This window comes from Paenibacillus sp. 2RAB27, assembly GCF_052115445.1.
GTDB lineage: Bacteria > Bacillota > Bacilli > Paenibacillales > NBRC-103111 > Paenibacillus_E.
In genome coordinates this window covers 170,106-197,080 of record NZ_JBFRGR010000008.1, presented here as the reverse complement: position 1 = coordinate 197,080, position 26,975 = coordinate 170,106, and the positions used below count along the sequence as shown (strand labels likewise).

Genomic DNA, 26,975 nt, shown 5'->3' with positions numbered 1-26,975 from the left:
CTCCTAAAAGTTTTCGTCAGAAAACTGACTTCGTAAGCATCATCCCTTAGCAATTTCGAAGAGTATCTTCCATAAGCATAAGATTCTCTTATCAAATCGTAAAGCTTGTTCGTGCTTTTGTCAAAAAAAATAAGCAGATCGCTTATTCCATCAGGGTTATTCTACATAGTAAACGCGAAAGTTGACTAAGTCCCCTGATAGCTGTCATAATTCATTTGTACCCAAATTTAGAATTCAAGGAGGAAATACGCTTATGTCTTATGATGTTATTATTATTGGTGCAGGTCCTACCGGTGCGAGTGCTGCACTTTTCACTTCAAAAGCAGGCAAGAAAACGCTCGTCATCGACAATGAGCAAAGCGTTACGAAACGTGCATGGATCGAGAATCACTATGGTGTCGAAGCGATTGGCGGGCCAGATTTGGTTGAGATCGGCAAGAAACAAGCTGCTAAATTTGGCACTGAATTCGTAACTGGCAAAGCGACTCAACTAGTAAAGAATGAAGATAGTTTTGAGATCACCACAGAAAATGGTACATACACAGGTAAGCATGTTATTCTAGCAACTGGTTTATCCGTTGAACTTGCTGAAGCTGCTGGTATCGCGACAAAAGAAGGTACTGAACCGAGAATTAAATCTATTGTTGACTGTGATGCACAAGGACATACAAGTGTCAAAGGTGTATGGGCAGCAGGTACGACGGCTGGTGTCAGTATGCATACGATTATCACTGCTGGTGACGGAGCCAAAGTCGCTATCAATGTAATTAGTGAGCTTAACGGTGCTCGTTATGTAGATCACGATGTGTTGAAAGCCTAGTTCCAGCGTATGAGAAAACCGCTAATCGTTCCCCTGCAAAGGTGATCGACTAGCGGTTTTATTTGATTGAGGCTTCCCTGTGGGACCTGCATTAATTGTTGCGCGGATTCAATATCGCATCTTCCACTTTAATGCAGCGATCCATGATGACTTCTAAGCCACCCTCGTTGGCAATTCGTCCTGCTTCTTCATTCACGATATCAAGCTGCAACCAGAACACCTTCGCCCCAATCTTAACTGATTCTTCAGCCACTGGAATTACCTGATCAGCTCGACGAAACACGTTCACGATATCCACAGGCTCAGGAATGTCCGATAACGATGGATAGCACTTCTCACCTAGAATTTCATCTGCATTCGGATTAACGGGAATAATTCGGTATCCACGGCTTTGCATGGCTGCTGATACCATATAAGATGTGCGATCTGGTTTATCAGACAAGCCTACAACAGCGATATTCCCTGCATGGGCAAGCAATTCTTTGATGTGTTCCCTAGACGGATTCTCAAATGTCATGTGGATCGCTCTCCTATTTATTCAAGTAGGTTAGACCTTGTTTCCCCATTGCTTCCCAAGTTTCAACAAACTGTGCTTTACTCACTTTAACTTGCTTTTTGCCACTCAATGGGTCATTTAAGTAAACATTCGTTTCGTCAAATCCAACAAGGACAACAGCATGCTCCGAATACGTTGTCTTTAGAGGACCGATTGGCGTATCCCACGTTACCCATTTGTACGGTAGATTGTAGTCAATTGTCGTCCAAACGATTACAGGGATCCCATTCGCCACTTGCCCCTCATACAATTCAAAAGCTTCCCCTGTTATATTAATCGCTTGAGGGATATAGTCTTTCATAAGCGGAAACAATCCTGCAGAATAGATGCCAAAGCCTCTTTTCTTACGCGTTACGTCTCCAACGAAGCCGGAGTTCGGATTGCCCCAGTAAGCGATGTTGCCATTGGCATCCRATGTTGCTGGTGTCATGTCTGTTGGCATCTCGGCGACTAATTCCATCTTTGTTTTGTTTACGCCATAGTACTTCAGCAGCATCGTGAGACTTGTGATCTCACAGCCAGCAGGCAGCTCGGGCAGTTGCTGTATGACGGGGACATCCAGCATCGCTGATTTGACTGGTGCATGCGTTGGCGGTGGTGTCGGCTTCACGGTGCCCTTCACCGTAGCGGTGGGTTTATCAACTGCTAAGACTACCGGACCAGAAGCGAATAAAGCTGKTTCTTTCCCTGTAGCCTTCGCATAAAGCAATACAGCAAATACGCTGCTCGCAAATGTAAGACCTGCTACGAGAAACAATCCAAACGTCACTTTCAATCCTTGCCAAATAATCCTCATGCTGACTCACCCATTCAATGTAATTGAGATTCTAAGACTCGCTCACTAGCTCAACCTGTGCGCCAATGGAGCGCAAATGGTCGAAATATTGTGGATACGACTTCGCCACGTGGTGAGCATCCCGAATCGTTAAACCCTTCTCAGAGCGCAGACCAACTACAGTTAAAGCCATGATGACACGATGATCGAAATGCGCATTAATTTCTACGCCACCTTCAACCCCTTGTGGTTTACCATGAACAATAATCTCACTCTGACGCTCTTCTACATCAGCTCCAGCCTTGCGAAGCTCATTCAAATAATCTGTGATACGATCACACTCTTTATACCGTAGGTTCTCAACATTGTAGAAACGCGAAGTACCTTCTGCAAACACTGCCGCAGCAACCATCGCAAGAACAGCATCCGTGAAATGATCACCATCGAATTCACCAGCAACAAGGCGTTGATTCCCACGCACATGAACTACACCGTTGTCATGCGTTAAATTAACTCCCATTGCCTTCAGAACGTCCACACAAGCCTTCTCACCTTGCTTGCTGTTCTCTTCCAGACGAAGTACACGCACATCGGAATTCGTAACCRCAGCGGCAGCTAGAATGGCTGCTGAACCTGGATAGTCGCCTTGGATCACATATTCTTTGGCTTCATAGGATTGCCCACCTGGAATACGGTAGTGCATCAAATCTTCACTTGCATGAACGACGATACCCGCTTGCGCTAACACTTCAAGCGTCTGCCCTACAATAATTTTGGACTTCAAATCATGCAGAACTTCAATTTCACTGTCTTCTTCCAGCAGCGGCGTCATAAACAACAAAGAACTCAGAAACTGCGAGCTCACATTACCAGAAACGGTGATTTTGCCGCCGCGAGGTTGTCCCCCTTTAATTGTTATCGGCAAACGACCGTTATTATGTTGTACTTCTACGCCCATTTGTTGCAAAGTATCGATTAAATCATCATGAGGACGTTTACCCAATGATTCCGGATATGTATTCACAAAAGTTACTTCCGGACAGAAAGCAGCCGTAGACATCAAAAAGCGGAGCACCGCACCAGCATTACCAACATTCAATTCAGACACATGCTTAGGGTTCTTGCCGAAGCCTGTGATTACAATTTTCTCATCATCTTCTTCTATAATAGCGCCAAGATCACGTACACATCGTCTCATAGCATCACTATCTTCACTATGAGCTGGGTAATAGATTGTACTTGTCCCATTCGCTAGTGCACCAATTAGCAAGTAGCGTGTAGTGTAGTTTTTGGAGGATAAAGCATTAATTTCCCCTTCAAGATGGGAAGTTGGTTTTACGATGGCTTTCATGTCGTTTGTTAACTCCTTCGCAAGTAGTTTATATGTATATCCAGCAGAATGAATGACAAGAAACCAATCATCAGCGGGATGATAGAGATCCTAAGATTTATTGACAGTGTACCATACGAAATCTAACTTGGGAACCTTCCGACCTAGCAGCTGCATCTTGGAAAAGCTAGACGAAATAATTGGCTCCGCCGTTTCTTGGACGGGAGCGTTTATCTAGAAATATAGCCAGTTTATCGTGTGCAACATACAAGTTCTTATATATTAAAGAAACACTTCGTTTGACATCACGTCGTTATATTTCTATCATACTAAGTAAGAAGCTTTCTTCTGAAAATACAAACATGGAGGCATATCATGGACACGATTCTACCATCCGAGATCAAAGCAAGACTCGCGCAAGGAGAGCAGCTAACACTTATCGACGTTCGCGAAGATGAGGAAGTAGCTGAAGGTATGATTCAAGGCGCCATACATATTCCATTAGGCCAATTGCCAGAGCGGCTTAGCGAGATCCCACAAGTCGACGAAGTCATTTTAGTATGTCGTAGTGGAAATCGAAGCGGACGCGCACTAGGCTATCTTGAAGCCAACGGTTATAAAGGTCTTAAGAACATGACCGGCGGCATGCTCGAGTGGGAAGATTAAGCTGAAAAGCTTATCTTCTCCCTAATGACGCCGCTTGCTGAATGATGCGATCTGCAATTTCATCTTCGCTTAAGTCCGTCGTATCAATGGACGTATGAGCGAAATCATAGGCATGCTTTCTTTGTTCCATTAATGTATGAACTCTTTCTTCCAAATTCCCCTGCAGCAAAGGCCGATTCGTATCCGCACTCACTCTTTGGATAATCGTTTCCGCCGTTGCGTTCAACGCGACAACAAAGCCATGCTGCAACATGCAAATTCGATTAGATTCTGCAAGTACCGCACCGCCGCCCGTCGCAACAACTTGGCCCTCACTGTCTAATATATGTGCCAGCGTCTCGGTTTCCAGAGCGCGAAAGCGTGCTTCTCCATAATCCCGAAATATTTCGGGTATACTTGTCTGTTGTACCTCTTCTAACACGGCGTCAGAATCACAAAAACTCCATCCTAAACGCTCTGCAAGCTTCTTGCCTACGGTTGATTTCCCTGTTCCCATGAATCCAACAAGCACAATATTTCTGACTGTCACACAAATCCCCTTTTCCCATATGCTAGTCATACAAACTTTCCCAACATCATACCATAGCCCTTTCAGCATGAATACAATCCATTAAAAAATCATATAGTAGTGTGAATAAATTCTAGCACAAACAGTTAAGATTTTAGAGAGACCACGCCGATAAGGAGAGATGGAGCTTTGAACCCAACTGTGCTGAAGCAAAACCAAACTACCGCCTTTACCAATCGCACACAACGCAAACTGGAGCAAATTTTACACCCAAGCTATACACTATGCAAAGAGGATGTCGTCTGGATTTTAGAATTTATTAAGAAAAAAGTGGCTGAAGAAGACCCGATGATGCAGGGTCTAACTCAACCACGATTATTAAGAAATTTCCGTTATTTTGCAGAGATATCCCTCATGCTGATTCACAAACGCAACGGCTTCGATCAARAAGCTGATCGACTGAAGTTGTGGCTGCGAGAAGCGGCATACGGTTTACAAGATGAGAAATAACTACTCGTTACCCATCCAGTTGTAGTGGAAGGATCCTTCTTTGTCAACACGTTGGAATGTATGAGCTCCGAAGTAATCACGTTGTGCTTGTAACAAGTTAGCTGGCAATCTTTCTGTACGGTAGCTGTCGTAGTAAGCAAGTGCGGATGCGAAGGAAGGTACTGCAATACCGCGAGTAACCGCTTCTGCAATCACTGTTCTCCATGATCCTTGGTAGTTGTCCACTACGTCTGTGAAGTAGGAATCAAGCAACAGGTTTTTCAACTCAGGATTGCGATCATACGCATCCTTGATATTTTGAAGGAAACGAGCGCGGATGATACAACCGCCACGGAAGATCATTGCGATGCTGCCGTATTTCAAATCCCATTTGTATTCTTCGGAAGCTGCTCTCATTTGAGCGAAACCTTGTGCATACGAACAAATTTTGCTTGCGTAAAGAGCTTGACGAACAGCCTCAATAAACGCTTTGCGATCCCCTGTGAATGCTGGAGCATCAGGTCCTTTGAGTACTTTGCTTGCTGCTACGCGTTCTTCCTTCATCGCAGAGATGAAACGGGAGAATACGGATTCTGTGATGATAGAAAGCGGCACGCCAAGGTCCAGAGCACTTTGACTGGTCCATTTTCCTGTTCCCTTTTGTCCAGCGGAATCCAAAATCACGTCAACCATTGGTTTGCCTGTTTCAGCATCATATTTCGTGAAAATATCACGTGTGATTTCGATTAGGTAGCTGTCCAGCTCCCCATTGTTCCACTCCGTGAAGATCTCATGAAGCTCTTCTGTGCTAACGTTAAGTACATCTTTCAGCAATTGGTAAGCTTCACAAATCAATTGCATATCTCCATACTCAATACCGTTGTGCACCATTTTTACATAGTGACCCGCGCCGTCTGGCCCGATATACGTACAACAAGCATCTTCGCCAACTTTAGCTGAGATGGCTGTTAGGATAGGCTCTACCAATTTATACGCGTCTTCTTGGCCACCTGGCATGATCGCAGGTCCTTTAAGCGCGCCTTCTTCACCGCCGGAAACACCTGTTCCAACGAAACGAATCCCGTGAGCTTCTAGCTCTTTGTTGCGACGTTGTGTGTCTGGGAAGAATGCATTTCCGCCGTCGATCAAAATATCGCCTTTATCCAAATGCGGAAGCAATTGGTTAATTGTGTCATCCGTAGGTCCGCCTGCTTTGACCATGATCAAAATTTTGCGCGGCACTTCTAGGGATTGAACGAATTCTTCAACCGTATATGTACCAACAAGTTGCTTGCCTGGTGCTTCATTAAGAAGCTCCTTCGTTTTCTCAGCAGAACGGTTGAATACGGATACCGTAAAGCCTCTGCTTTCAATGTTTAATGCTAAGTTTTTCCCCATTACTGCTAAACCTACAACACCTATTTGTTGCTTAGACATGTCTCTCATACACCCTTCCGATATATAAATAGTTAAATCGTCATCGCGCCAAAACCGCCGTCTACTCTCAAAACTGTTCCTGTTACAAAGCTCGAAGCTTTCTCTGAAGCCAGGTACACAGCAGCACCTTGAAGCTCTGCAGCTTCACCAAATCGATTCATCGGCGTATGACGCATAATGGATTCGATCCGCTCAGGCGACAAAATCTTACGATTCTGCTCTGCTGGGAAAAAGCCTGGAATAATCGCGTTCACACGCACACGGCTCGGAGCGAACTCACGGGCTAGGTTCTGTGTGATATTATTCACAGCTGCTTTAGAAGCGGAGTAAGTGAACACACGAGAAAGTGGTGGATCCGAGGAAACGGATGAAATATTAATAATGCTTCCGCCTTCACCTCGTTCAACCATGTATTTCCCGAACACTTGGCAAGCTAGCACGACGCTTTTCAAATTTACCTCCATAATAGAATCCCATTCTTCCATGGAAATGTCAAAGAAAGGTGTCGCACTATTTTTACCTGGACAATTCATAAGAACATCCGCACTGCCTGACCAAGCAATAACATCTTGAAGGACTTGCTCTAAATCTTCACGTTTGGTTGCATCTGCTTGGAAAGTCTTCGCTTCGCCGCCAATCGCAGCAATAGCCTCTTGAACCTGTTCGCTTTTCTCTTGATTCCGCCCGACGATAGCTACTTTTGCACCATGTCCAGCAAGAGCTAAAGCCATTGAGCCACCAAGTGTACTATTACCGCCAATAATTACTGCTGTTTTCCCAGAAAGATCGAATAAGTTCATTGTCGTCATCCTCTCGAATAATAGTGCTTTGTCTAAAAAGTATTATGATTGAGGACTCCGTAGGTGCTGACTTTGAAAAGCGGTGATCGCGTCGAATTGATCTTTTAACTGATGATATACGCTCGTATAAATAGATGTCAATTGTTGATATACGCGATAATCGTTTTCATTCACCTCGTGAGCCTTTCCTACCCCGATCCATTTATGCGCAAGCGATAAGTCCTCGATCTCCCCCATTGCGAGTAGACCAAGTAAAGCTGCGCCAATTCCTGAGCTCTCGATGGAGTCTGGAACGGTAACGGCCGTGCCGAGCATATCGGTCATCATCTGACGCCAGAACTCTGAGCGAGCGAAGCCGCCTGATGCACGAATGACGGTTGCAGGTCCCATCATGCGCTCCAACGATGTCGCAACGGCTTGAATGGAGAACATGACGCCTTCCAATGCGGCACGGATCATATGCTTCTTCTGATGACTAAGTGATAAACCAAAATAAACGCCACGTGCATTAGCATTCCAATAAGGCGCACGCTCGCCGGATAGCAATGGCAAGAAAAGCAATCCTTCGGAGCCTGCTCCCACTTCAGCAGCAAGTGCTGTCAAGTGATCATAAGGATCCATGCCCATGCGGCGTGCTTCTTCTGCTTCTGCTGTCGCGATCTGGTCTCTCACCCAACGGAATACAATACCTCCGTTGTTAATCGGCCCACCAACGACCCAGAAGTTTTCGGTTAACGCGTAACAGAATAACTTACCCTCGGGGTCCGTTTGCGGTTTGTTCACGACGCTGCGGACTGCGCCGCTCGTACCGATCGTAACCGCGACAACGCCGGGTTCGAAGGCGCCGACGCCAAGGTTGGCAAGTACACCATCGGAAGCGCCGACAATAAATGGCGTGTCCGTGGACAAGCCCATCGCATCAGCATAAGCAGAGCTCATGCCTTCTACACGATGTGTCGTTGGCACAAGTGCGGATAGCTGCTGAGGTGTTACCCCTGCATAATCAAGCGCACCCGCATCCCAATCCAATTGCTCCAGATTGAATAATCCTGTTGCACTCGCCAGGGAATGGTCGATTAAATACTGACCAAACAACTTGGCAAACACATACTCTTTAATCCCTATAAATTTATGGGTATTTCGAACAAGCGCTGGTTCATGCTCCCCGAACCACTTCAATTTCAAAAGTGGTGACATGGGGTGAATCGGTGTGCCTGTTCTCGCATAAATCTGTTGACCAAGCCCACTCTGCTTCAAATCCTCCGCATATTTCGCGGCACGATTGTCCGCCCATGTAATACATTGGGTTAATGGCTTATTGTGCTCATCTACGGCAATTATACTGTGCATCGCTGAGCTGAAGGACACGCAAAGCACTTGTTCAAGCGAGATGCCTTGCTTGCGAACAACGGCGCCAATCCCCTGCACCACAGCATCAAAGATTTGATCTGGATCCTGCTCGGCACGATCTGCGGCAGGGGTGAAGAGCGGATATTCGATGGAATGGGAGGCAAGTACCTGCCCATCCCGATCAATAACCAGCGTTTTGGTACTCGTTGTTCCAATATCAGCAGCTATGATATAAGGCTTCTGACTTTGCGTCATGGGCAAATATTCCCCTCTGCATCGAATGTTAGCTCAAATGGCTCTGATAAAATTTCAATATCCGGATGCTGACGAGCGGCTTCAAGGAGGTTCACCGAAATTTCAATCTCACCTAAGTGAAGTGTATCTTGAATACGAACAAGCTTACAGGTCGTGTAATCTAAAATATTGCAAGTTTTCACGGCAGCTTTGATCGCATAGAAATCATTTTCTAAAGTCGTCGCGATTTTCGTAGGTGCACAGACCGTAGAAGTTAACCCATTGGCATACGTGAATTCTAGATTTGTCTTATCAACTAGACGTTGAGTAGTGAAATCCGCTGTACCTACGCCATTGGCATTCCCTTTGGTCTCGTGTGTCAAATCAAGAACAACCATCTTTGACACTTCGGGTCCGCCATGTGCATAAGGAGTAGGATAGCGTCCCGTTACGTTAGGATCCATACCGTCACCGCTAATATTTTTACCGATATAATCAATCACTAGCACATCGATTTCATCGAATAAAATTTTCGGCAAACGTGATTTTGCTTCAACAAGCAGCAGCTCCTCACGCGCTTCAATCTCGGCAGCAGGAAGAACCTCAACCTGACAAGTTTCATCGTAAGCATTCTCTACGAGGGCTACGCCAAAGACGATCGGCAGCTTCTCGATCATCAAATTTGCCATCGCAGGAACATTCTCTGCCATGTATTTAAAGCCAAGCTGATGGCAAGCTTCAGCCCCTTTTTGCTTGCCGAGGCCAATCGCGATCATCTTCATGATGCCGCTCTCAATGCGTCCGCGGAATGCGGTATGCGGCTTCACACGGTTAATAACGACAATGGCATCTGCCTCTGATGCAATGCGATCTACATAAACAGGCAAACCATTCGGTAGTTGATCGATTTTGACCACGTCCATGGAAGAGCGAATCGGTGCTCCCATCGTTTCTTCCGTAATACCAAAGTGCTGGAGCACCTCAGTCTGGCCATCCGCAGTCGCCCCGCCATGACTTCCCATACACGGTACGATAAACGGATGTGCACCTCGTGCCTTGATGGCATCCAAAGTTGTCTTCGTGAAGCCCGCAATATTGGCAATCCCTCTGCTCCCTACTGCCACAGCAACTTGTTGGCCAGGAAGGATACTCGGCATAACGCCACTGCTTTCGAGCTTATCGGCAAGTTCCTGCAAAGGATTTTCCAGAATCGAACGATCAAATTTCTGACGAATTTTGACCATTTGCGGAATCGGAATGTCATTTAACAATTCTCTTAGAATACTCATCGACTTTCCCCACTTTCTTATGCTTGTAATAATTGCACAGATTCACGAACAATTAATTCGGTTCGCAATAGAACTTGCTCGGTTGTATGCAATTTATTCTCTATATTACCTAGGAGACGCAGTGCGCCTTCTTTGCTAATTTGTTCGATCGGCCTGCGCACGGTCGTTAAGGCAGGTGTCACATAGGCCGCGAATACCGTATCATCAAAACCAACCACGGAGATATCCTTAGGGACATGTAAACCCGCTTCAAACACAGCTTTAATGGCTCCTAGTGCCATCTCATCATTGCAGCAAAAAACCGCTGTCGGTCTCTCTTCGAGGCTCAAAAATTGCTGCATTGCTTGATGACCACTTTCCAAATCGTAAAGTCCCGGCATGCGGAACGCAGCTGGAATGGAAATCCCATAATGCTCCATTGCTCGTTCGAAGCCATCCTTGCGATTCTGCGCAGATTTAAAGCCCTTACGCCCCTCGATTAAGGCGATTTTCTTATGACCCTGATTCACAAGGTAAGCTCCTGCATGAAAAGCACCTTGCTCCTCGTCAGAGAGAACATTCAGAACACCGGCGGTGTCCACTGGCCGATTCAATACGACGAGCGGAATCCCTTTGTTCGCAATATGCTCAATGATCGGCCCATCGTCGTCACTTTGGCTGACAATAATTATGCCATCAAAGCTCTTCTTGGTGATGGAATGAAAGCTAGTGTAATCATCGATTCCCTTGACAATCAACTGGTAGCGATCTCGAATCACCGAGTTAACCCCTCGAATGGCTTCGTAGAAGAAACCAGCGGAAGTTCCATTGCTTAGTGTTGTAAAGAATAGCCCCAAGTTATACGAACGATCCAGCACTAAACTTTTCGCATTATAATTCGGCGTGTAATCCAGCTGTTCAGCGATGATGCGAATGCGCTCCTTCGTCTCCTCTTGAATGAGCGGACTGTTATTCAACGCTCTGGAAACTGTCGTGTGGGAAACACCCGCGAGCTTCGCAATATCCTTAATAGTTGCGCTCATACATTCACCTCTAACAGAAGCATATCACATCTATGCACACGTTAACAATAGTCTTTTCGCGAGACAAAAAAACTCCCTTCTCAGGGAGTCCACAACTCATTATGTATGATTTCTCTTTGCTGTCGATTGTCTCACTACTAACTCTGGCAGCAACTTTATCGTGGGATACGTGTCTATGTCTACCACACCATCAATCTTACGTATTAATTCATCGACGGCGCAACGCCCTAGTTCATTGGCAGGCTGACGTACCGTTGTTAAATGCGGGCGAAATTCAGAAGCGAATATTTGATCGTCGAACCCTACGATCGACATATCATTGGGAATTTGGTATCCTACCGTTTTGCATGCATCCATCAAACCGATTGCAATGAAATCATCTGCTGCAAATACAGCAGTTGGCACCTTATTATTACGTATCCAACCATCTGCAATATCGTAGCCTGAAGAGATGCTAAAATCACCTTGTTCAATCCACAACTCAGTCAAACCTGCTTCCAACATCGCATGAATATAACCGCGCTCACGTTCCGCACTGCTCAAGAAGGGCTCTGGCCCGCGAATATGAGCAATCGTTTGATGCCCGAGATCAATAAGATGCTTGGTTGCTTCATAGCCGCCGATGAAGTTATCTACAATGACAGACGATACAGCATCATGACAATACTGATTATCAATCAGCACAAAAGGGATTTTCTTCTTCTCCAACTCCGTTACATAGGCAAATTCATTCGTGGGAGACACGACGATTAACCCATCTACCCGATCTTCTTGAAATAAAGAGTTCTCAAAGGATTTGAACGCATCGGTCGAGACCGATAAAGCAAGGAAATAGCCGCGCTCTGCTAAGCGATCATTCATTTCTTTCACCACGGCATCGAAGAATGAATCGTTGAGGGTCGATATCGCAACACCAATAATACCTGTCCTACCTCTGGCTAAACTGCGCGCAGCTGCATTCGGCTGGTAGTCCAGCTCCTTCATGGCTTGCAGCACCTTTTGCCGATTCCCCTCGCGCACCGTACCTGCTTGATTGATTACGCGGGAGACCGTGACTACAGAAAGTCCACTTTTCTTCGCTACATCAAAAATACTGACTTTCATATCTTCAGCTCCTGTAACTCACAATAAAAAGTATAAGCGCTTTAATTTTAATGAAACAATTATATTCGATAGCTTCATTCCTGTATATGTTTCATTCTTCTCCCCTTATAAACACACAAAAGAGAGTCCCGTATACGTTCATACAGGCTCTCTTTCATCCCAGCACACTATTCATTCTCACATCTCCAATAGAAGCATTTCTTGTCTCAATTCGATCAATTTAACTTTACTTTCCATCGCGGCCTTGGTGTCCCCGGATGAGAGTGCATCTTGCAGCGTAGCTAATTCATAATCAAGCTCCATGCGCAAAATAGGGATGCGTTCGTCTGTCCGCTTCGATCTTAGTGCTTGCATGACTTCTTCTACGGTCACAGCAGGCTCCTTCTGATACAGCACCTTATGTTCAATTCCGCTAATCTCCACCATGCGGATGATTTCCCCGAACATAATATTCTCAATGAGAATTTGCCGATCCTTAAATCTTTTCACAACGGCATGACCGCGAGTATCTCCGATCAGCTTCTCCATCATTTCAGCAAGCTTCTCATCTTTGAATGAATAATTGCCAACAATCTTATACTTCTCGCCAATTCGTTCGAATTTCAGCTTGATCAACTTGCGCCCTGTGCGAATTGAGATGATAAATTGAAGTTCACTTTCGTTCCAGTAGAGCGAATATCCTTCTTGGATGAGGGCTTTAATGAAGTTCCGGATTAGCCGGCGATCAAATCGTAACTCTAGGTTGCAATACTCCACTTCATGACTCTTACTCACGGCAATCCCCTCCATAATTGGCGCAAACCATTTATTTAAATATTCAGACAACTTGTGTTCTTACAGTTATCTTATTATGAATTCTATGTTTTAGCAACTTGGATTATGGATATTTTTTTAAAAGAAAGCGCACAAAAAAAGCCGATGCCTGTTTGCCATCAGCTACAGCCCATGTTCTTGCCATCCTATGATTAATGCCAGCCCCAGAAAAATCCATCGCGTTCCCATGCAGCTCTACCGCCATGCAATTTCTTGAAGATTTTCTTGACCTCTTTGGAAATGGCTTGATTCCCATTGTCATTGACATAAATAAAGGATTCCCCATAAGTCTTAAGAATATAGTCTACGGCATCCTTTTGATACAAAATCCCTGCCGATTTCAACTCATTCAACATCCACTCTGCAATTTCATTCTCTGTCATACTCCAACCATTCTCCTTTCCTTGTCCATTTGATCATTATAACATACATCCTTGTAATATCCGCACCTGACTAAGGACACCAGCACAATCATGACAGAATTCTCGCACAGCCCATTCCATCTACCGTATTGCTCCATATGCTATGTCGAAAGTCAATGAACAAGACTTCAAACAGAGAGGGTGAATGATATGGGTTATGGTGTAGCAGGTGTTGGTGGAGTTGGTGGAGTTGGCTGTGGCGGTGGATATGGATCTTCTGCAGCAATTTTGGTTCTTTTCATCTTGTTAGTTATTATCACTAGCGCTTTTGTAATCTAATACTTCACAGTTGATAAAGGGCAGCCCTGTACTTCAGGAGCTGCCCTTTGAGTTTATTTAACCAGCTTCAGATTCCGCCGGATTGAGGATTGCTGAGCCAATGCTCATAAGGATAAGACCGAATAAAGCCAATACCCCTATATTCATCCATAGCTGAGACAATGGTTCTCCTGCAGACATACGTTCGATCGCATCGAGTGCCCACTTTTGCGGGACAAAGTTTGCGAGCTTTTGCATCCATTCCGGCATGAGGCTAATCGGCCAGAAGCATCCGCCCAGCATGCAGGTTGGCGTAACAACAAGAGCGTTTATCACGTTCATGTTAGTCGCATTTTTCACCATACTCGCTACAGCACTGGCAATTCCCATGCTCGCTAACAGGAAAAATTCTAAGATGACAAAATGAGATATGAATGGGAGACCGTACTCATATCCAGCCACGTATCTAGTAATGAAGAGGATAACTAGCACTTGAAGTGTACCCACAACAAAACTGCCCAAGAAATTTCCTGCTACAATTTCAAAAGCTCTAACTGGCGCTGTGTACGTTCTTGCTAATGTACGAAGTCTTCGATCTTCCATAACGAGAGACACTGTATTGTTCATTAAGCCCATCATGAAGATCAGCATGAGTCCAATCACGATATGCATGTTAGGATTCGTATACAAATCCAAATCCGTTATTTTAGGACTAACTTGGTACTTTTGAATTTGAGAAATTGTTTGCAAGGTGCTCTCTCGCAAATCAGTCTCTGTCAGACCTTGTTTACTGTATAAAGCAATCGTATCTTGATACCTGGATAAAATGCCTTCCAGACTTATTTTGAATGTAATCGTGGATTCATTCGAATTGAGTTGAAACATGTCAAGCTGCGGCAAAGTTCCTCCTGCTAATAACTTTTCACTTAAGTCTGCAGGTATGATGAAGGCACCGGTGACCTTCTGTTTAATAACATCGTTTTTCAAATCGGCTTCAGATGCAGCCAATGTCAACCGATAATCAGGTAATGCACTTAACTCTTGTACGACCTGTGTGCCTAATGCACCTTGATCCAAATTAAGATAAGCGATGTCTGCTCGATGCTCACTTTGTTTACCAAGAACAGAAATGATGAGTGACACCGCGGCAGCCGGTATAACCAAATACATGAGAAGTCCTTTTCGTTGAAAAAGGGAACGGCGCAGCATATTTAGAGCGATCGCCAAACTATTCATGATATCCCCCTTTTCGGTAAACAAGAAATGCGATTAGTGACAAGCCAATGGCCATGCAAACTAAAATCAATAAGTGATGCGCTACTATAGACGTTTCGCTCCCCAGCATGAGTTGAAACATACTTTGCATCCCCCAATAGTTTAATGTGTACGAACCTACTTGCTTAAGGAATCCATCAGGAAGCGGTGTAAAGCCCCCACTTAAGAATGTCATAATCATAATCCCCGTTTGAAAAATCGCCGCAATCATACTATCTGATTGGAAGAGGAGCATGACTACGATGGCCAAACTCATTGAAGCTAGAATCATACATAAACAAATAAGAAAGAGTGTTAGGAATTGAGAACCCCAATCCACACCATAGAATAGCTTGGTGGCACCGATGATAACTGCAGCCTGACCAATAGAAAGGAACATATTCCCACTAATTTTACCAATTAAAATTTGATACTCACGAATAGGCATGCCATTCAAACGAGATAACGTGTGATTCACCTTTTCATTCTGTAAGCTAAAAGCAGTGATCATGCCCGAATATAATAAAAACATCACGAGAATCGACGCCGCATAATATTGCATGGCCGTGTAGTTGCCATTTGAAGCTGCTAATTGGCCTACATGTACCAACGAAGGGTTTGCAGCCCCACGTTGTGAGGATATGCCTTCGACCTGCTTTAGAGGCTCCAAAGACGTTGAACGAGCTGTAGTCTGAATAGCTTGAATCTGATTCACTTTATCGAAATAGGTGCGAAACACCATTTGAGCTGTTACATTTTTCAAATAATCATGACCCAATATCATCTCCCACTGGGCTGCTTTTCCCGCCTGCACCTGAGCACTGAAATCGTTCGGGATGATAACTGCAAATTCAGATTCTCCATTCTTCAACCGTTTTATCGCTTCCTCGCGTGTTGATATCACATGGGTTTGCAGGTGCTTTAGGGTCTCTGGAGATGCCAAGAATTTTTGAAAACCTTCCTGCAAAGCTCCTGAATCCGATTGAAGGATATCAACCTTGACTGAATTTAATCCTTTATCCTCGACCTTAAACACGCCTGAGAGAGCTGATCCCAAAATAAAAATGAGCAGTAAGGGCATTAGAAATTGAATCAACAGCACATAGCGGGTCCGCAGTTTCCTGAGGATTTCATATTTAGCAATAGTCCAAATTGGCATGTGAATCTCCCCCTAATCTCTCAAGGTTCTTCCGGTCAATGACAGGAACAAAGCTTCTAGATCAGGCTCCACCTGCGTGAGCGATTGTATTTTCACCTGATGTTTAGACAAAATGAAGAGGATATCTTGCAAATAACTTTGTGACGCGCTTACGATCAGTTCAAGGGTTTGTTCATTTGCATTTAACTGTTTTATCAACGGATACTCTCTCAACTCTTTAACTGCTTGGTCCGTGAGGTTCGTAATTTGAAGCACAATTTTATTGTCCTGGGAAACTTGATTACGCAGCTCTTCCTGCGTTCCGCAAGCGATGAGATGACCATGATCCATGATCCCGACTCTCGTCGAAATGGCCGACACTTCTTCCATATAGTGGGAGGTATATAGGATCGTCGATCCCATTCGATTCAATTCTCTTACCGAATCTAAGATATGATTACGTGACTGAGGGTCGATCCCCACCGTTGGTTCATCCATAATAATCAGCTTTGGTTGATGCATGATAGCACAAGCGATATTCAGTCTTCGTTTCATGCCACCTGAAAATGAACTAGGCTTATCACTCGCACGATCTAGGAGTCCCACAAAGGCTAACGATTCCTCCACTCGCTCCTTAAGCAGCTTTCCTCTCAACCCATATAATTTAGCGAAAAAAGTGACGTTCTCCCGAGCTGTTAAGTTTTCATATATCGCTAAATCTTGAGGCACGAGCCCCAAATTACGCTTGACTTCCATTGGGTATTTAGCAACAGATTTGCCACCTACCAAGATGTCACCTTGATCGATTTTCAGCAATCCGCTTAGCATTTTAATCGTTGTACTTTTGCCCGCTCCATTAGGTCCTAACAGACCAAAAACTTCACCTTCTCGAATCGTCAAATTCAGATGATCTACAGAAATACGATTGTCATATTTCTTAACTACATCCTTCAATTGAACAAAGCTCATACATCTCTCCCTTTCTTCACTGCACTTATTACCGTAATTGTACGCTTTTGTGAGCAACTCGACAGGTAGAAGAAGTCATTTTACAAAGTGACAAAAGTCACTTTATTTTTGCTAAGAAAAGTGTTATCCAACGAAAAGTCGTATGCTATACTTTCTTTACTAAGATAAAGGATGCGAATCTCGATTGATAAACCAACTCTTACTCACACGCTATCTTCTCTTACTCGTACCTGCGATTGCTTCCATGTATTTGGAAGTCTACATATCCAATAACACCTATGCGCTATTCGTACTCCTATTTATTGGACTGATCGAAATGAGGCGAACACGCTTCCCGAACACGAACTGGATGCTCCTCCTTGAAATCGCCTGTACAGGCTGGATGAGTTATCATTTCGAAGGCGTATGGTTTCTCTCGTTCTTCTCAACCCTTCTGACTTACGTACCCAAGTTGAATCGTCAGCAGCAATTTAGAGCAATTCTGTTACAGCTACTTGTTCTTAATTTTTCCTTGCAAAATCAACCATCTATGTATTTCATCTTTGCAAACGTGATGTTTGGCACAATCGCCATCCTATCTTTCCAGCTTCAGCGAATGAAAAAAAATAAAGATGATGTTGAGCTGCTCTATGATCAACTCCGAAAGAAGCATTATGAATTGGATGAAGCCCGTCTTCAATTAATGGATTATGCCCGAAAAGTAGAGAACATTGCCCAAACGGAAGAACGTAACCGCATCTCACATGATTTGCATGACGATTTGGGACATAAGCTTATTCGAATCAAAATGATGATGGAGGCCTCACTTACCATCCTCCCCTCTCAACCAACCAAAGGTACTGAGATGTTACGTTCTGTTCGCGATCAACTCGGTGAGAGTATGGAACTCCTTCGTTCAACTGTACGTCGATTGAAACCGAACAAGCATTCGCTGCAAAGTTATTCCTTGGCTACATTAATTGATGAGCTAACTCGAGAGAACGCTATCGACATTGAACTCGATATTCAGGGAATGCCTTATGAATTGTATCCAAGCCTTGAATACATTCTTTACCGAAATGCACAGGAAGCGATCTCTAATGCGATTCGGCATGGCGCTGCTACATACGTTCAGATCACATTGCAGTACACAGCCAATCAAGTGACCATGGGAGTCTCTAATAATGGCACACGTCAGATGGAGCCTACGGTTAAAGGGCTTGGTTTATCCGGTATGGAAGAACGAATTAAAGTGATTGGCGGGCATCTTATTATTTCGAATGAGGAACATTTCACCGTAACTACCGTGCTGCCAGCTTTTCGACACAATGAAGCTACTTAAAAGGAGGGATTGTTGATGATTCATGTACTCATAACCGACGACGATCCATTTATTCGTGAAAGCTTACAATTAATTATTGGTCTTGATCCTGAAATCTCGGTTGTTGGAACTTGTACGAACGGGAACGAAGCACTCACCTTTATTCAAAATGGAACACTAGTTGATGTAGTCCTCATGGATATCCGTATGCCGCTCTGCGATGGTGTTCAAGGGACAAAACAAATCAAAGAAGCGTACCCGGAAATCGCGATACTGATTCTGACTACCTTCGATGATGATGCGTACATCATACAAGCACTACGAAACGGCGCCAGCGGTTATTTATTAAAAAATATTTCCCCGGATCGTATTATTCAAGGCGTTAAGACGGTGAAGCAAGGGAATTTGCTCATTCATCCTGATATTGCGAAGAAACTAACCAGTTTCATTCAAGATAGCCCCCCAAAAGCTGATGCACAGGCCCATCCATTTGATGGGTATGGCTTGACAGCTAATGAGCAGGCTATCATTGCTAAAATCTCCGAAGGCCTTTCAAATAAAGAAATCGCCCAGGAGCTATTCCTGAGCGAAGGTACGGTGAAGAACTATGTAACTGAAATTTTAAGTAAATTGAACCTCCGAGATCGCACTCAAATTGCCATTTTTTACCTGAAGCGACAGCAAGGCTGAGAACCTAATTCACGACTTTACCCGCCTCGATATCTTCCACCGAAGTACTGGCAACTAGGTAATCAGAAATTTCATTACTATAATTGATAAAAGGCGTTAACTTGACCGTGGTTTTAAAGAAATGTCCATTATTATTCAACAAGTAATAATAGGTGTTTTCTTCCGGCAGCTTATCAATAATGACTGGATTCCAAGAGTAACTTACTTTATCCACAACAAAATAACGGTAAGAATCAACATAAGTCTTCAGTGCCTTCAATTTAAGCGGATCTGTCTCACCTGACACGACTAATGTCTCATACCTGGAATAAGACATCTGTGGGGGCTGGTTCCCCCATACATTTTTCAATTCAGTTTCACTCACGTACACTTGACCCGTAAATTTCTCTTTTGCTTTACGTAAACCATCTGTTCGGATTCCCATTCGTTCAATATCGCTCAACCGATAATACGTTTGATCTGTGTTATTAAGTAAGACCGGGTAGGATGCTCCCTGGTAATCCATATATTGCGCATAGGGAAATTGCAAGACCATCTCCGTATAATTCGATTCATTTCCCACAACTGGCTGATTCGAATTCACGCGCGGGACGACATAAATCGTTTTCGTACTTTCCTGCCAATTCACGACAGCTCCTAAATGACCAGCCAACTCCTTAACCGGCAAATAACTTGAATTATTATAAATTAATGGCGGATTCGCTAATTGAACAGCTTGACCATTTACGACAACTTTATAATCACTTCTGAGATACGCATCGACACGTTGAAGTACATCTTGTGCATATACACCTGCCCCAAAACATGTTCCCATTAGTGTTCCAACGATTGCAACCTTCGACCATTTTGGCATCTTCTTCATCCAAATTCCTCCTGTACCTTTCCTAGCTTGTTACCTTAACTCATTCGACAACTACCTTAATTTACCTCCTTGTTTCGACAATTTCCCTCTATTGACCTATAAAAGCTAACCAAACAATGCACTTGATTCATTGCGAGTTGGTCGAAATTGCTTTAGAATAGTTGAAAAACATGCATGTGAAATGAGGAACTTCCATAATGAGTTTTACAGGATTTACACAACACGATTTCGATACCTTCGCCATCGAGGGATTAGACGGACGAATGGCCGCCATTCGCGAGCGAATTCAACCTAAATTCAAAGCCCTTGGCGATGTATTGGCAACCGAATTATCTGTCCAATCGGGAACCGAAATGTTCCTCCATATTGCCAAACACTTACGACGTAAGATCAATCCTCCTGTCGACACCTGGATGGCTATCTGTCCTAACAAACGCGGCTACAAGCAAGTACCTCACTTCCAGGTCGGTCTTTTCGATGATCGAGTTTTCATCTGGCTTGCACTCATTTATGAGCTGCCGAACAAAGGCAATATCGCTACGACTTACATGAACAATTTGAAGCAGATTCAAGCCGAAATTCCAACAGATTTCCTACTTTCTTTTGATCATATGAAAAAAGATACGATTTCCGTGTCTCAACTCGACACTACAGGCTGGAACGAAGCCTTAATTCGCTTCCGTGATGTCAAAAAAGCAGAGCTGCTCATCGGTCGAAACCTCCGTTTCGATGACCCCGTGTTAGCACAACCTGCTGAGTTGGAACTTTTAATCGAACAAACCTTTGAGAAGCTGATTCCGTTGTACAAACTTGCTGTCGACACACCATCGCTCTAATTTCACGAAAAATTTATATTAAATTAAGGTTGCTTTCAACTAAAACGCGGCTTTCCTGCGCAGACTAAATCCTGTAATTCCCAATAAACAGGAAAGGAGGCCTCGAATCCCATGGAAGCAACAAACATTAGGAAGCTGCTCATCAGCTCCATCGCACTCACCTGTATCTTGGGTGGCAGCCTCTCTGCTGTCGCACAGAACCCTGATTCCGAAGATCAGCCAACCGTTATGTTGCAACAGTCAGATGAGACTGGTCAAAGCGGACACCATAAACGGAAATGGCCGATTATTGAAGAATCCGCAACGGTTATCGGTGTCGACAAAGAAGTTCTCTTCAAGTCGCTGAAGAGCGGGAAAAGCATTGTGGAGGTCGCCGCTGAAAAGGGCATCTCGGAAGCCGATCTGACTGCGAAGCTGCAACAACTTCGGACGACGAAGATTGAAACCGCAGTGAAAGATGGCAAGCTGACTGCTGACCAAGGCGAGCACATGAAGCAAAAGCTCGGCGAGCATTTGAAGTTCATTCTCAATGAGAAGAACCTGCTAGCTCACCATCCTGGGCATGGCAAGCATAAGTTCGGCTTAAAGCCCGACACTGAAAAGCTCGCAAAATCGCTAGGCATGAGTAAAGACGAACTCCGTGCACAACTGCATGCAGGTAAGTCTTTGGCTGAAATTGCGCAAGCGAAAGGCATTTCCAAAGACAAGCTAGTGGTATCGATTAAGGATCAATTAACACCCTCGATTGAGAAGTGGGTTGATCACAAAATGGAACCAAAAGCGAAAAAGTAGTTTGGCGTTAACAGGAGGGGCATTCTATGGAATGCCTCTTTTTCAGTATTAGCACCTCACTTTAAAAAATGAGTGATTACTCACTTCTCAACTGCATAAATTTATCGTATGATGGGTTTAGAATCAAAAATGAGTGATTACTCACTTTATTATTTATTGAAAGAGGTGCAGACCATGACATCCGCCACATCGATTCAAGTGCAAGGAGTCAGCAAGCAATTTGGTGAGAAAACGGTTCTGAAGGACATTACGCTTGCAGTTCCTCGCGCACAGATTTTTGGACTACTAGGTCCTTCTGGTTCGGGTAAAACAACACTGGTCCGCATGATCGCAGGCATTGATGCCCCTACATCCGGTCAGGTGACCGTACTTGGCCAGAAGATGCCTCAGCTAGCTATGCTCTCCCAAATCGGCTATATGGCGCAATCAGATGCCTTATATACCGAATTGACGGCGCAGGAGAACCTGGCTTTTTTCGCAGCCTTATATGGCCTCAAAGGAGCCAAATGTAAGCAGCGCATTCAAGCTGTCATGGAGCTCGTTGATTTGAGCGATCATTTGAAGAAACAAGTCAGCAACTATTCGGGGGGCATGAAGCGACGGTTATCGCTTGCCATTTCCTTGCTCCACGAGCCAAGCATCCTTATTCTCGATGAACCTACCGTAGGGATTGACCCTGTGTTACGCAAATCGATCTGGCAGGAGCTCATGAATCTAAGTCTGAATGGAACTACCATTCTTCTGACCACACATGTAATGGATGAAGCAGACAAGTGCCATCAACTCGGTATGATTCGAGACGGAAGCCTCACCGCCATAGGTACGCCAGAGGAGTTAAAACACGCTACCTCTTCCTCCACGATCGAAGAAGCATTCTTAATTTATGGAGGTGCTCACGCATGAGAATTCGGGCCATTGTTATACGCATTCTTCGTCAATTTTTCCATGATAAACGAACTCTCATGATGATGCTGGTAGCTCCTATGCTCATTTTGTTCATGATGTCCTTAGTTTTCAATGGCAACACCTATGTGCCCAAGCTTGGCGCCGTAAATGTTCCTGCCCCGCTTATTCAGAAGCTGCAGGATTTGAACGCGGAGGTTACTGTCTACTCGGCAGAAGAAGCGCAAATAGAACTGGATCATGTCAACTTAGACGCTGTGCTAGTCATGAATGGAACTACACCGCAATTAACCCTGGAAGGCAGTGATCCAAGCAAGAACAAAGCTGTTCTCTTCCTGCTGCAAAAGTCACTGCAAAGCTCAGCCCCGACTGGCACCGCATCCGTACTTGCGCCAACGATATCGTATTTACACGGTGCCGCTGATATGGCCGCTTTTGACAATTTCGGACCGGTACTTATTGGATTTTTCGTTTTCTTTTTCGTCTTCCTATTGTCAGGTGTGTCCTTCTTGAGAGAACGTACAGGCGGGACCTTGGAACGATTGCTCGCTACACCTTTGCGTCGATGGGAGATCGTTGTGGGGTACATCCTTGGTTTTGGAATCTTCACTACCTTGCAAGCGACACTTATTGCTTGGTTTGCAACGAGCGTTCTCGGCTTGATGATGGTAGGATCCTTCTGGTATGTGCTGCTGATTACCCTGTTGCTGGCTCTGGCTGCGCTCTCCTTGGGAACCTTGATTTCTGCCTTCGCGAACAATGAGTTCCAAATGATTCAGTTCATCCCGCTCATCATTGTGCCTCAGGTCTTCTTCTCCGGTTTGTTCAGCTTGGATACAATGTCTGTCTACCTACGCTGGATTGGTCATTTGATGCCGCTGTACTATGGCGCTGACGCTCTGCGGAATATTATGATTCGCGGCGCAGGCTGGGATCGCATCTGGCTTGATGTGCTTGTACTTGCAGCCTTTACACTCGTCTTTATGATCTTGAATATTGTGGCATTAAAGAAGCATCGTAAGATATAATGGATGGATGTCTAGAACGGAGAAAGAGGTGAATGCAATGTCCGAGATCGAGCCATGGTTAACTGAACTGCTGCGTCTGAACGACGAAGAAGATAAAATGACCGATAAACAGATTAAGATTGTTCAAGCGGCTGTGGAGATTTTCTCTGAGAAAGGTTTTGCAGGCTCCTCTACAAGTGAGATTGCACAGAAAGCTGGCGTCGCTGAAGGCACGATCTTCCGTCATTACAAAACAAAAAAAGAGCTGCTCCTCTCGATCGTAGCACCGATGATGTCCAAGCTCATTGCACCATTTGCGGTTAAAGATTTTACGAAGGTTTTGGAAGCGGATTATCCCGATGTCGAGCAATTCCTACGTGCAATTATTGTGAATCGCTTAGAATTTGCGCGCAGGCACTTTCCAGTCATCAAAATCTTCATGCATGAAATCCCGTTCCACAACGAGCTTCGCGAACAATTTAAAGAAACAGTGGCCGTTCTGGTGCTGGAGAAAGCTTATAAAGCCATTCGGCATTTCCAAAAGCAGGGGCAAATCATTGAACTCCCTGCGCCAACTACAATGCGTCTGATCGTTTCCACGATAGTCGGCTTTCTCATTGCTCGTTTTCTTCTTGACCCTGATGCGGACTGGGATGAAGAGAAAGAAATTGACTATACGATTAAGTTCATTTTGTATGGTCTGTCGCCACGATAGCGTGCTGTTGCAAACAAAAAGCTGCACCCCCTCTCCTTCCGGAGAAATGGATGTGCAGCTTTTCTGTGTACAGCTAAACCGCTCGTTGCGCGGTAGTTTGGCGATCAACCATAATGAAGCGCTGCAGCAGTAAGATCGCAGCTAGACAAAGCACGCCGCCGATGATGAACGGCAGCGAATGGGCGATCGCGAACACCGCTCCGCCAAGGAGCGGGCCTGCTATGCGGCCCAGGCTGTCCATGGAGGAGCTGAGGCCTGTCGCGACGCCTTGTCCAACCTTCGTACGCTGCGTAATCAGCGACGTCACACACGGTCTGATCAGCGCGTTGCCTGCGCCGAAGACCGACAAGTAAATCGCAGCGGTTACGACGCTGCTGGAGTACAGCAGCAGGAAGAAGCCAGCTGCTGAAAGCAATAAACCGATGCCGATAACGAGCTGTTCGGCACCTTGTTTCACGAGGCGGCGTACGACGCCGCCCTGGATCAAGGCGCCGACGATGCCGCTCGCGAGGAACATCATGCCGATGTCAAACGGCGTAGCGCCGATTTTGTCCATTTGATAATACTGAAGCGTTGCTTCAAGTCCTGCCAACGTGAACGACACGAAGAATGACAATACGTACAAGTACTTAGAAGCACCATCGAAAGCAGTCCAGCGCGAAGGCGCTTTTTCTTTCGAAGATCTGCGTTTGTCCGATGTCAAGGATTCTTTAAGTATCACAGCCGCTAAGAGGAATGAAGCAAATGAAAGCGCAGCAGCTACAAAGAATGGCGTGTACGTTCCCCATTTGCTAACAATTCCGCCAAGTGCTGGTCCGAAAATAAAGCCTAGCCCAATCGACATCCCAACCATGCCCATACCTTTGGTCCGATTCTCTGCCGTTGTAATATCTGCTACATAAGCTACAGCACAAGCTGTCGCCGCGCCTGAGAATAAGCCGCCTAGAATACGGGATACATACATGATCCATAAATGATCATTGGCGAAGCCGAAAATTAAGAAACTCACACTAAAGCCCAGCAGTCCGATTAGAATTATCGGTCTACGCCCAATACGATCCGATAAGCCTCCCCAGATAGGAGACATTAAGAAGGAAGCTGCCGAGTACACCGACAAGAGTACGGCGTTATGAAACTTCGCTCCCGCTCCAGTCACGACTTCTGGCAACACTGGAATGATAATTCCGAAACCAATAAAGATCGTCATCAGCAACAACATGATGATTCCAATCTGTTTATTCATGATGCATTAAGCCTCCAAACCAATTCTTTTTCCTTATCGTACCATACCTTTTTTGGGGATGGAAATGAACATTTGAAGAACAAGTAACAAGATAAGTACAAATCCACTCGTAAGGAATGGCGCATGATATCCATATACGTCCCAAAGCTTACCCGACACAATAGGGCCTACTATCATCCCACATCCTTCAATCGTGAGGAAAAACCCCCAAACTGCCCCTCTTTTCTCAGGCGGAATGGCAGAAGCAATCAACGCATTCCAAGAAGGAATAATGAAAGCATAACCTACACCAAGCAGCGCCACTAAGATGTACAGCATGCTCATGGATTTCACGTAAGTGAAAAGAAGTAAGGCTGCTGCACTAAGTGTAAACCCGATAAGTAAAAACGGGCGAATCCCTAAGCGGTCTACCATTTTGCCCATTGGAATCAGAAATATAACGGTAACCGCACCTCCAGCGACCAAAAATAGGCTGTATTGAAAGGAAGATAGCATCAATACTTCTTTGGCATAGAGCGTAAGAATCGGCGTTAATATCCCTAGCGCAAATGTCTGAGCAAACATAGCCGGAAACATCAGAGGGCTTATCGACATCGATTTCCGAACCTCGCTTAAATAGGTAGATACTCGATGTAACCAAGTAGGCTTTTGTACGTGATGCAGCTTGAGGGCAACCTGTTCCTCCCCTAAACCACGAGCCGTGTTAGCTACCTTCTGTTTGCGTGGAAGCATGAGCGCGACCAGCACGACTACCGTCATACAGCCGATAAGCAGCTTGAATGCAAAGGCATAGTTATTTTCACCAACGAAGAAGTTAATCGCCACAGGACCAAGCCCTACCCCAGACAGCCATGCCATATAAACGACGCTCATGATCGTCGCTTTCCCCTCATCCCCTGCTACTTCAGTCGTTCCTGTAATAACACATGGCCACAATGGGGCTGTCCCAAATCCGAGTAGTGCACAACCAACGATCATCCACAGATATTGGGTTGTGATTGCCATGATAATAACGGAAAGGAAAGTCAACAACACACCTGTTAGCATAGTTACACGATATCCTAGCCGATCAATAATCCATCCCACAGGTGTACGTAATACATTATCGCCAATATATTGCGCAGCCAACGTCCATCCGATAACAAATGCAGAAGCACCGAGCGATGTAGTCATGTAAACCGGCAAAACAGTTAAAAGCAAGGCTCCCTTTACAAATTCTACGACGAACATAATAATTAACAATTCCATCACAAATGGTGAGAAAAGCCGATTATCCCGCCATTTCCGCATCCAAATCATCCGATTTCTCCTTTTATTTGCCTATTTATACTTCTCCGTGTTAGTTTGACCCCATTTTGTGCAAACTATTTTGAAAAAATTAACTTGCATCAAA

29 protein-coding genes are annotated in these 26,975 nt (G+C 44.8%); 11 read left to right on the top strand and 18 right to left on the bottom strand.

Annotated elements, in window-relative coordinates:
- Window positions 1–253: 253 nt before the first annotated feature.
- Window positions 254–820, top strand: a complete 567-nt coding sequence (locus AB4114_RS14515) for an NAD(P)/FAD-dependent oxidoreductase (RefSeq protein WP_441989078.1) — start codon at window positions 254–256, stop codon at window positions 818–820.
- A 91-nt stretch (window positions 821–911) separates the two neighbouring features.
- Here AB4114_RS14515 and AB4114_RS14510 read toward each other — a convergent pair whose 3' ends face one another.
- The 3 genes from AB4114_RS14510 to aroA are packed head-to-tail and all read right to left on the bottom strand — an operon-like array spanning window position 912 to window position 3,502.
- Window positions 912–1,337 (bottom strand): CoA-binding protein, encoded by a 426-nt coding sequence (locus AB4114_RS14510; protein WP_441989077.1) that lies wholly within the window; start codon window positions 1,335–1,337, stop codon window positions 912–914.
- Window positions 1,338–1,350: 13 nt separating this feature from the next.
- A complete protein-coding gene (locus tag AB4114_RS14505) occupies window positions 1,351–2,172 on the bottom strand; it encodes a C39 family peptidase (RefSeq protein WP_441989076.1) in 822 nt (273 codons plus the stop codon).
- A gap of 31 nt (window positions 2,173–2,203) precedes the next feature.
- Window positions 2,204–3,502, bottom strand: a complete 1,299-nt coding sequence (aroA, locus tag AB4114_RS14500; RefSeq protein WP_441989075.1) for a 3-phosphoshikimate 1-carboxyvinyltransferase — start codon at window positions 3,500–3,502, stop codon at window positions 2,204–2,206.
- A gap of 354 nt (window positions 3,503–3,856) precedes the next feature.
- Between aroA and AB4114_RS14495 the strand changes: the two genes are divergently transcribed.
- Window positions 3,857–4,147 carry a rhodanese-like domain-containing protein gene (locus AB4114_RS14495; RefSeq protein WP_056612497.1) on the top strand — a complete coding sequence of 97 codons (291 nt, stop codon included), beginning with the start codon at window positions 3,857–3,859 and terminating at the stop codon, window positions 4,145–4,147.
- A 10-nt stretch (window positions 4,148–4,157) separates the two neighbouring features.
- Here the strand turns inward: AB4114_RS14495 and AB4114_RS14490 are convergent, their stop codons facing one another.
- Window positions 4,158–4,676 (bottom strand): shikimate kinase, encoded by a 519-nt coding sequence (locus AB4114_RS14490; RefSeq protein WP_441989074.1) that lies wholly within the window; start codon window positions 4,674–4,676, stop codon window positions 4,158–4,160.
- Window positions 4,677–4,844: 168 nt separating this feature from the next.
- Between AB4114_RS14490 and AB4114_RS14485 the strand changes: the two genes are divergently transcribed.
- Entirely contained in the window at window positions 4,845–5,165 is a 321-nt protein-coding gene (locus AB4114_RS14485; RefSeq protein WP_441989073.1) for a hypothetical protein, read from the top strand.
- Here the strand turns inward: AB4114_RS14485 and gndA are convergent, their stop codons facing one another.
- From gndA to AB4114_RS14445, 8 genes are all read right to left on the bottom strand, one after another.
- The gene (gene gndA / locus AB4114_RS14480; protein ID WP_171635470.1) at window positions 5,166–6,581 is read right to left on the bottom strand and encodes an NADP-dependent phosphogluconate dehydrogenase; all 1,416 of its coding nucleotides are present in this window, start codon (window positions 6,579–6,581) and stop codon (window positions 5,166–5,168) included.
- 32 nt (window positions 6,582–6,613) lie between these two features.
- Window positions 6,614–7,381 carry an SDR family oxidoreductase gene (locus AB4114_RS14475; RefSeq protein ID WP_171635468.1) on the bottom strand — a complete coding sequence of 256 codons (768 nt, stop codon included), beginning with the start codon at window positions 7,379–7,381 and terminating at the stop codon, window positions 6,614–6,616.
- Window positions 7,382–7,423: 42 nt separating this feature from the next.
- A complete protein-coding gene (gntK, locus tag AB4114_RS14470) occupies window positions 7,424–8,986 on the bottom strand; it encodes a gluconokinase (RefSeq protein WP_441989072.1) in 1,563 nt (520 codons plus the stop codon).
- A complete protein-coding gene (locus AB4114_RS14465) occupies window positions 8,983–10,254 on the bottom strand; it encodes a lactate racemase domain-containing protein (protein WP_441989071.1) in 1,272 nt (423 codons plus the stop codon). The genes gntK and AB4114_RS14465 overlap by 4 nt, the downstream gene beginning before the upstream one ends.
- A gap of 17 nt (window positions 10,255–10,271) precedes the next feature.
- The gene (locus AB4114_RS14460) at window positions 10,272–11,276 is read right to left on the bottom strand and encodes a LacI family DNA-binding transcriptional regulator (protein WP_441989070.1); all 1,005 of its coding nucleotides are present in this window, start codon (window positions 11,274–11,276) and stop codon (window positions 10,272–10,274) included.
- Between the two features lie 99 nt (window positions 11,277–11,375).
- Window positions 11,376–12,380 (bottom strand): LacI family DNA-binding transcriptional regulator, encoded by a 1,005-nt coding sequence (locus AB4114_RS14455; protein ID WP_441989069.1) that lies wholly within the window; start codon window positions 12,378–12,380, stop codon window positions 11,376–11,378.
- Between the two features lie 177 nt (window positions 12,381–12,557).
- Entirely contained in the window at window positions 12,558–13,154 is a 597-nt protein-coding gene (locus AB4114_RS14450) for a hypothetical protein (RefSeq protein ID WP_056612513.1), read from the bottom strand.
- 191 nt (window positions 13,155–13,345) lie between these two features.
- A complete protein-coding gene (locus AB4114_RS14445; protein ID WP_171635459.1) occupies window positions 13,346–13,576 on the bottom strand; it encodes a DUF6953 family protein in 231 nt (76 codons plus the stop codon).
- Between the two features lie 189 nt (window positions 13,577–13,765).
- Here AB4114_RS14445 and AB4114_RS14440 point away from each other — a divergent pair, with 189 nt between their 5' ends.
- A complete protein-coding gene (locus tag AB4114_RS14440; protein ID WP_441989068.1) occupies window positions 13,766–13,894 on the top strand; it encodes a YjcZ family sporulation protein in 129 nt (42 codons plus the stop codon).
- A gap of 57 nt (window positions 13,895–13,951) precedes the next feature.
- Here the strand turns inward: AB4114_RS14440 and AB4114_RS14435 are convergent, their stop codons facing one another.
- Genes AB4114_RS14435 through AB4114_RS14425 form a run of 3 tightly spaced genes read right to left on the bottom strand, consistent with a single transcriptional unit; the run spans window position 13,952 to window position 17,234 of the window.
- Entirely contained in the window at window positions 13,952–15,109 is a 1,158-nt protein-coding gene (locus tag AB4114_RS14435) for an ABC transporter permease (RefSeq protein ID WP_441989067.1), read from the bottom strand.
- Window positions 15,102–16,286 (bottom strand): ABC transporter permease, encoded by a 1,185-nt coding sequence (locus AB4114_RS14430; RefSeq protein ID WP_441989066.1) that lies wholly within the window; start codon window positions 16,284–16,286, stop codon window positions 15,102–15,104. Before AB4114_RS14430 ends, AB4114_RS14435 begins: the two co-directional genes overlap by 8 nt.
- Before the next feature lie 12 nt (window positions 16,287–16,298).
- Window positions 16,299–17,234, bottom strand: coding sequence for an ATP-binding cassette domain-containing protein (locus AB4114_RS14425; protein WP_436242709.1), 936 nt, complete (start codon window positions 17,232–17,234; stop codon window positions 16,299–16,301).
- A 184-nt stretch (window positions 17,235–17,418) separates the two neighbouring features.
- Between AB4114_RS14425 and AB4114_RS14420 the strand changes: the two genes are divergently transcribed.
- Window positions 17,419–18,555, top strand: a complete 1,137-nt coding sequence (locus AB4114_RS14420; RefSeq protein ID WP_441989065.1) for a sensor histidine kinase — start codon at window positions 17,419–17,421, stop codon at window positions 18,553–18,555.
- 15 nt (window positions 18,556–18,570) lie between these two features.
- Entirely contained in the window at window positions 18,571–19,224 is a 654-nt protein-coding gene (locus AB4114_RS14415) for a response regulator transcription factor (RefSeq protein ID WP_441989064.1), read from the top strand.
- Between the two features lie 4 nt (window positions 19,225–19,228).
- Here AB4114_RS14415 and AB4114_RS14410 read toward each other — a convergent pair whose 3' ends face one another.
- Window positions 19,229–20,086 (bottom strand): stalk domain-containing protein, encoded by an 858-nt coding sequence (locus AB4114_RS14410; protein ID WP_441989063.1) that lies wholly within the window; start codon window positions 20,084–20,086, stop codon window positions 19,229–19,231.
- A 197-nt stretch (window positions 20,087–20,283) separates the two neighbouring features.
- Here AB4114_RS14410 and AB4114_RS14405 point away from each other — a divergent pair, with 197 nt between their 5' ends.
- The 5 genes from AB4114_RS14405 to AB4114_RS14385 all read left to right on the top strand — a co-directional run bounded on the left by AB4114_RS14405 (window position 20,284) and on the right by AB4114_RS14385 (window position 24,339).
- Entirely contained in the window at window positions 20,284–20,922 is a 639-nt protein-coding gene (locus AB4114_RS14405; RefSeq protein WP_441989062.1) for a DUF1054 domain-containing protein, read from the top strand.
- 111 nt (window positions 20,923–21,033) lie between these two features.
- Entirely contained in the window at window positions 21,034–21,714 is a 681-nt protein-coding gene (locus AB4114_RS14400) for a hypothetical protein (protein WP_441989061.1), read from the top strand.
- Window positions 21,715–21,888: 174 nt separating this feature from the next.
- Entirely contained in the window at window positions 21,889–22,617 is a 729-nt protein-coding gene (locus tag AB4114_RS14395) for an ABC transporter ATP-binding protein (protein WP_441989060.1), read from the top strand.
- Complete coding sequence (locus AB4114_RS14390) at window positions 22,614–23,645, top strand: ABC transporter permease (RefSeq protein WP_441989059.1); 1,032 nt, start codon at window positions 22,614–22,616, stop codon at window positions 23,643–23,645. The genes AB4114_RS14395 and AB4114_RS14390 overlap by 4 nt, the downstream gene beginning before the upstream one ends.
- A 37-nt stretch (window positions 23,646–23,682) precedes the next feature.
- Window positions 23,683–24,339, top strand: a complete 657-nt coding sequence (locus tag AB4114_RS14385; protein ID WP_441989058.1) for a TetR/AcrR family transcriptional regulator — start codon at window positions 23,683–23,685, stop codon at window positions 24,337–24,339.
- A gap of 73 nt (window positions 24,340–24,412) precedes the next feature.
- On the opposite strand, the gene AB4114_RS14380 is transcribed toward AB4114_RS14385, so the two are convergent.
- A complete protein-coding gene (locus AB4114_RS14380; protein ID WP_441989057.1) occupies window positions 24,413–25,582 on the bottom strand; it encodes an MFS transporter in 1,170 nt (389 codons plus the stop codon).
- 33 nt (window positions 25,583–25,615) lie between these two features.
- A complete protein-coding gene (locus AB4114_RS14375; RefSeq protein ID WP_441989056.1) occupies window positions 25,616–26,881 on the bottom strand; it encodes an MFS transporter in 1,266 nt (421 codons plus the stop codon).
- Window positions 26,882–26,975: the final 94 nt, after the last annotated feature.

Bases quoted from the DNA above. Each gene is read 5' to 3' on its own strand.
- AB4114_RS14515 (WP_441989078.1), top strand. From the start codon at position 254: ATGTCTTATGATGTTATTATTATTGGTGCAGGTCCTACCGGTGCGAGT.
- AB4114_RS14510 (WP_441989077.1), bottom strand. From the start codon at position 1,337: ATGACATTTGAGAATCCGTCTAGGGAACACATCAAAGAATTGCTTGCC.
- AB4114_RS14495 (WP_056612497.1), top strand. From the start codon at position 3,857: ATGGACACGATTCTACCATCCGAGATCAAAGCAAGACTCGCGCAAGGA.
- gndA (WP_171635470.1), bottom strand. From the start codon at position 6,581: ATGTCTAAGCAACAAATAGGTGTTGTAGGTTTAGCAGTAATGGGGAAA.
- AB4114_RS14475 (WP_171635468.1), bottom strand. From the start codon at position 7,381: ATGAACTTATTCGATCTTTCTGGGAAAACAGCAGTAATTATTGGCGGT.
- gntK (WP_441989072.1), bottom strand. From the start codon at position 8,986: ATGACGCAAAGTCAGAAGCCTTATATCATAGCTGCTGATATTGGAACA.
- AB4114_RS14465 (WP_441989071.1), bottom strand. From the start codon at position 10,254: ATGAGTATTCTAAGAGAATTGTTAAATGACATTCCGATTCCGCAAATG.
- AB4114_RS14460 (WP_441989070.1), bottom strand. From the start codon at position 11,276: ATGAGCGCAACTATTAAGGATATTGCGAAGCTCGCGGGTGTTTCCCAC.
- AB4114_RS14455 (WP_441989069.1), bottom strand. From the start codon at position 12,380: ATGAAAGTCAGTATTTTTGATGTAGCGAAGAAAAGTGGACTTTCTGTA.
- AB4114_RS14445 (WP_171635459.1), bottom strand. From the start codon at position 13,576: ATGACAGAGAATGAAATTGCAGAGTGGATGTTGAATGAGTTGAAATCG.
- AB4114_RS14440 (WP_441989068.1), top strand. From the start codon at position 13,766: ATGGGTTATGGTGTAGCAGGTGTTGGTGGAGTTGGTGGAGTTGGCTGT.
- AB4114_RS14435 (WP_441989067.1), bottom strand. From the start codon at position 15,109: ATGAATAGTTTGGCGATCGCTCTAAATATGCTGCGCCGTTCCCTTTTT.
- AB4114_RS14430 (WP_441989066.1), bottom strand. From the start codon at position 16,286: ATGCCAATTTGGACTATTGCTAAATATGAAATCCTCAGGAAACTGCGG.
- AB4114_RS14425 (WP_436242709.1), bottom strand. From the start codon at position 17,234: ATGAGCTTTGTTCAATTGAAGGATGTAGTTAAGAAATATGACAATCGT.
- AB4114_RS14415 (WP_441989064.1), top strand. From the start codon at position 18,571: ATGATTCATGTACTCATAACCGACGACGATCCATTTATTCGTGAAAGC.
- AB4114_RS14410 (WP_441989063.1), bottom strand. From the start codon at position 20,086: ATGAAGAAGATGCCAAAATGGTCGAAGGTTGCAATCGTTGGAACACTA.
- AB4114_RS14405 (WP_441989062.1), top strand. From the start codon at position 20,284: ATGAGTTTTACAGGATTTACACAACACGATTTCGATACCTTCGCCATC.
- AB4114_RS14400 (WP_441989061.1), top strand. From the start codon at position 21,034: ATGGAAGCAACAAACATTAGGAAGCTGCTCATCAGCTCCATCGCACTC.
- AB4114_RS14395 (WP_441989060.1), top strand. From the start codon at position 21,889: ATGACATCCGCCACATCGATTCAAGTGCAAGGAGTCAGCAAGCAATTT.
- AB4114_RS14390 (WP_441989059.1), top strand. From the start codon at position 22,614: ATGAGAATTCGGGCCATTGTTATACGCATTCTTCGTCAATTTTTCCAT.
- AB4114_RS14385 (WP_441989058.1), top strand. From the start codon at position 23,683: ATGTCCGAGATCGAGCCATGGTTAACTGAACTGCTGCGTCTGAACGAC.
- AB4114_RS14380 (WP_441989057.1), bottom strand. From the start codon at position 25,582: ATGAATAAACAGATTGGAATCATCATGTTGTTGCTGATGACGATCTTT.
- AB4114_RS14375 (WP_441989056.1), bottom strand. From the start codon at position 26,881: ATGATTTGGATGCGGAAATGGCGGGATAATCGGCTTTTCTCACCATTT.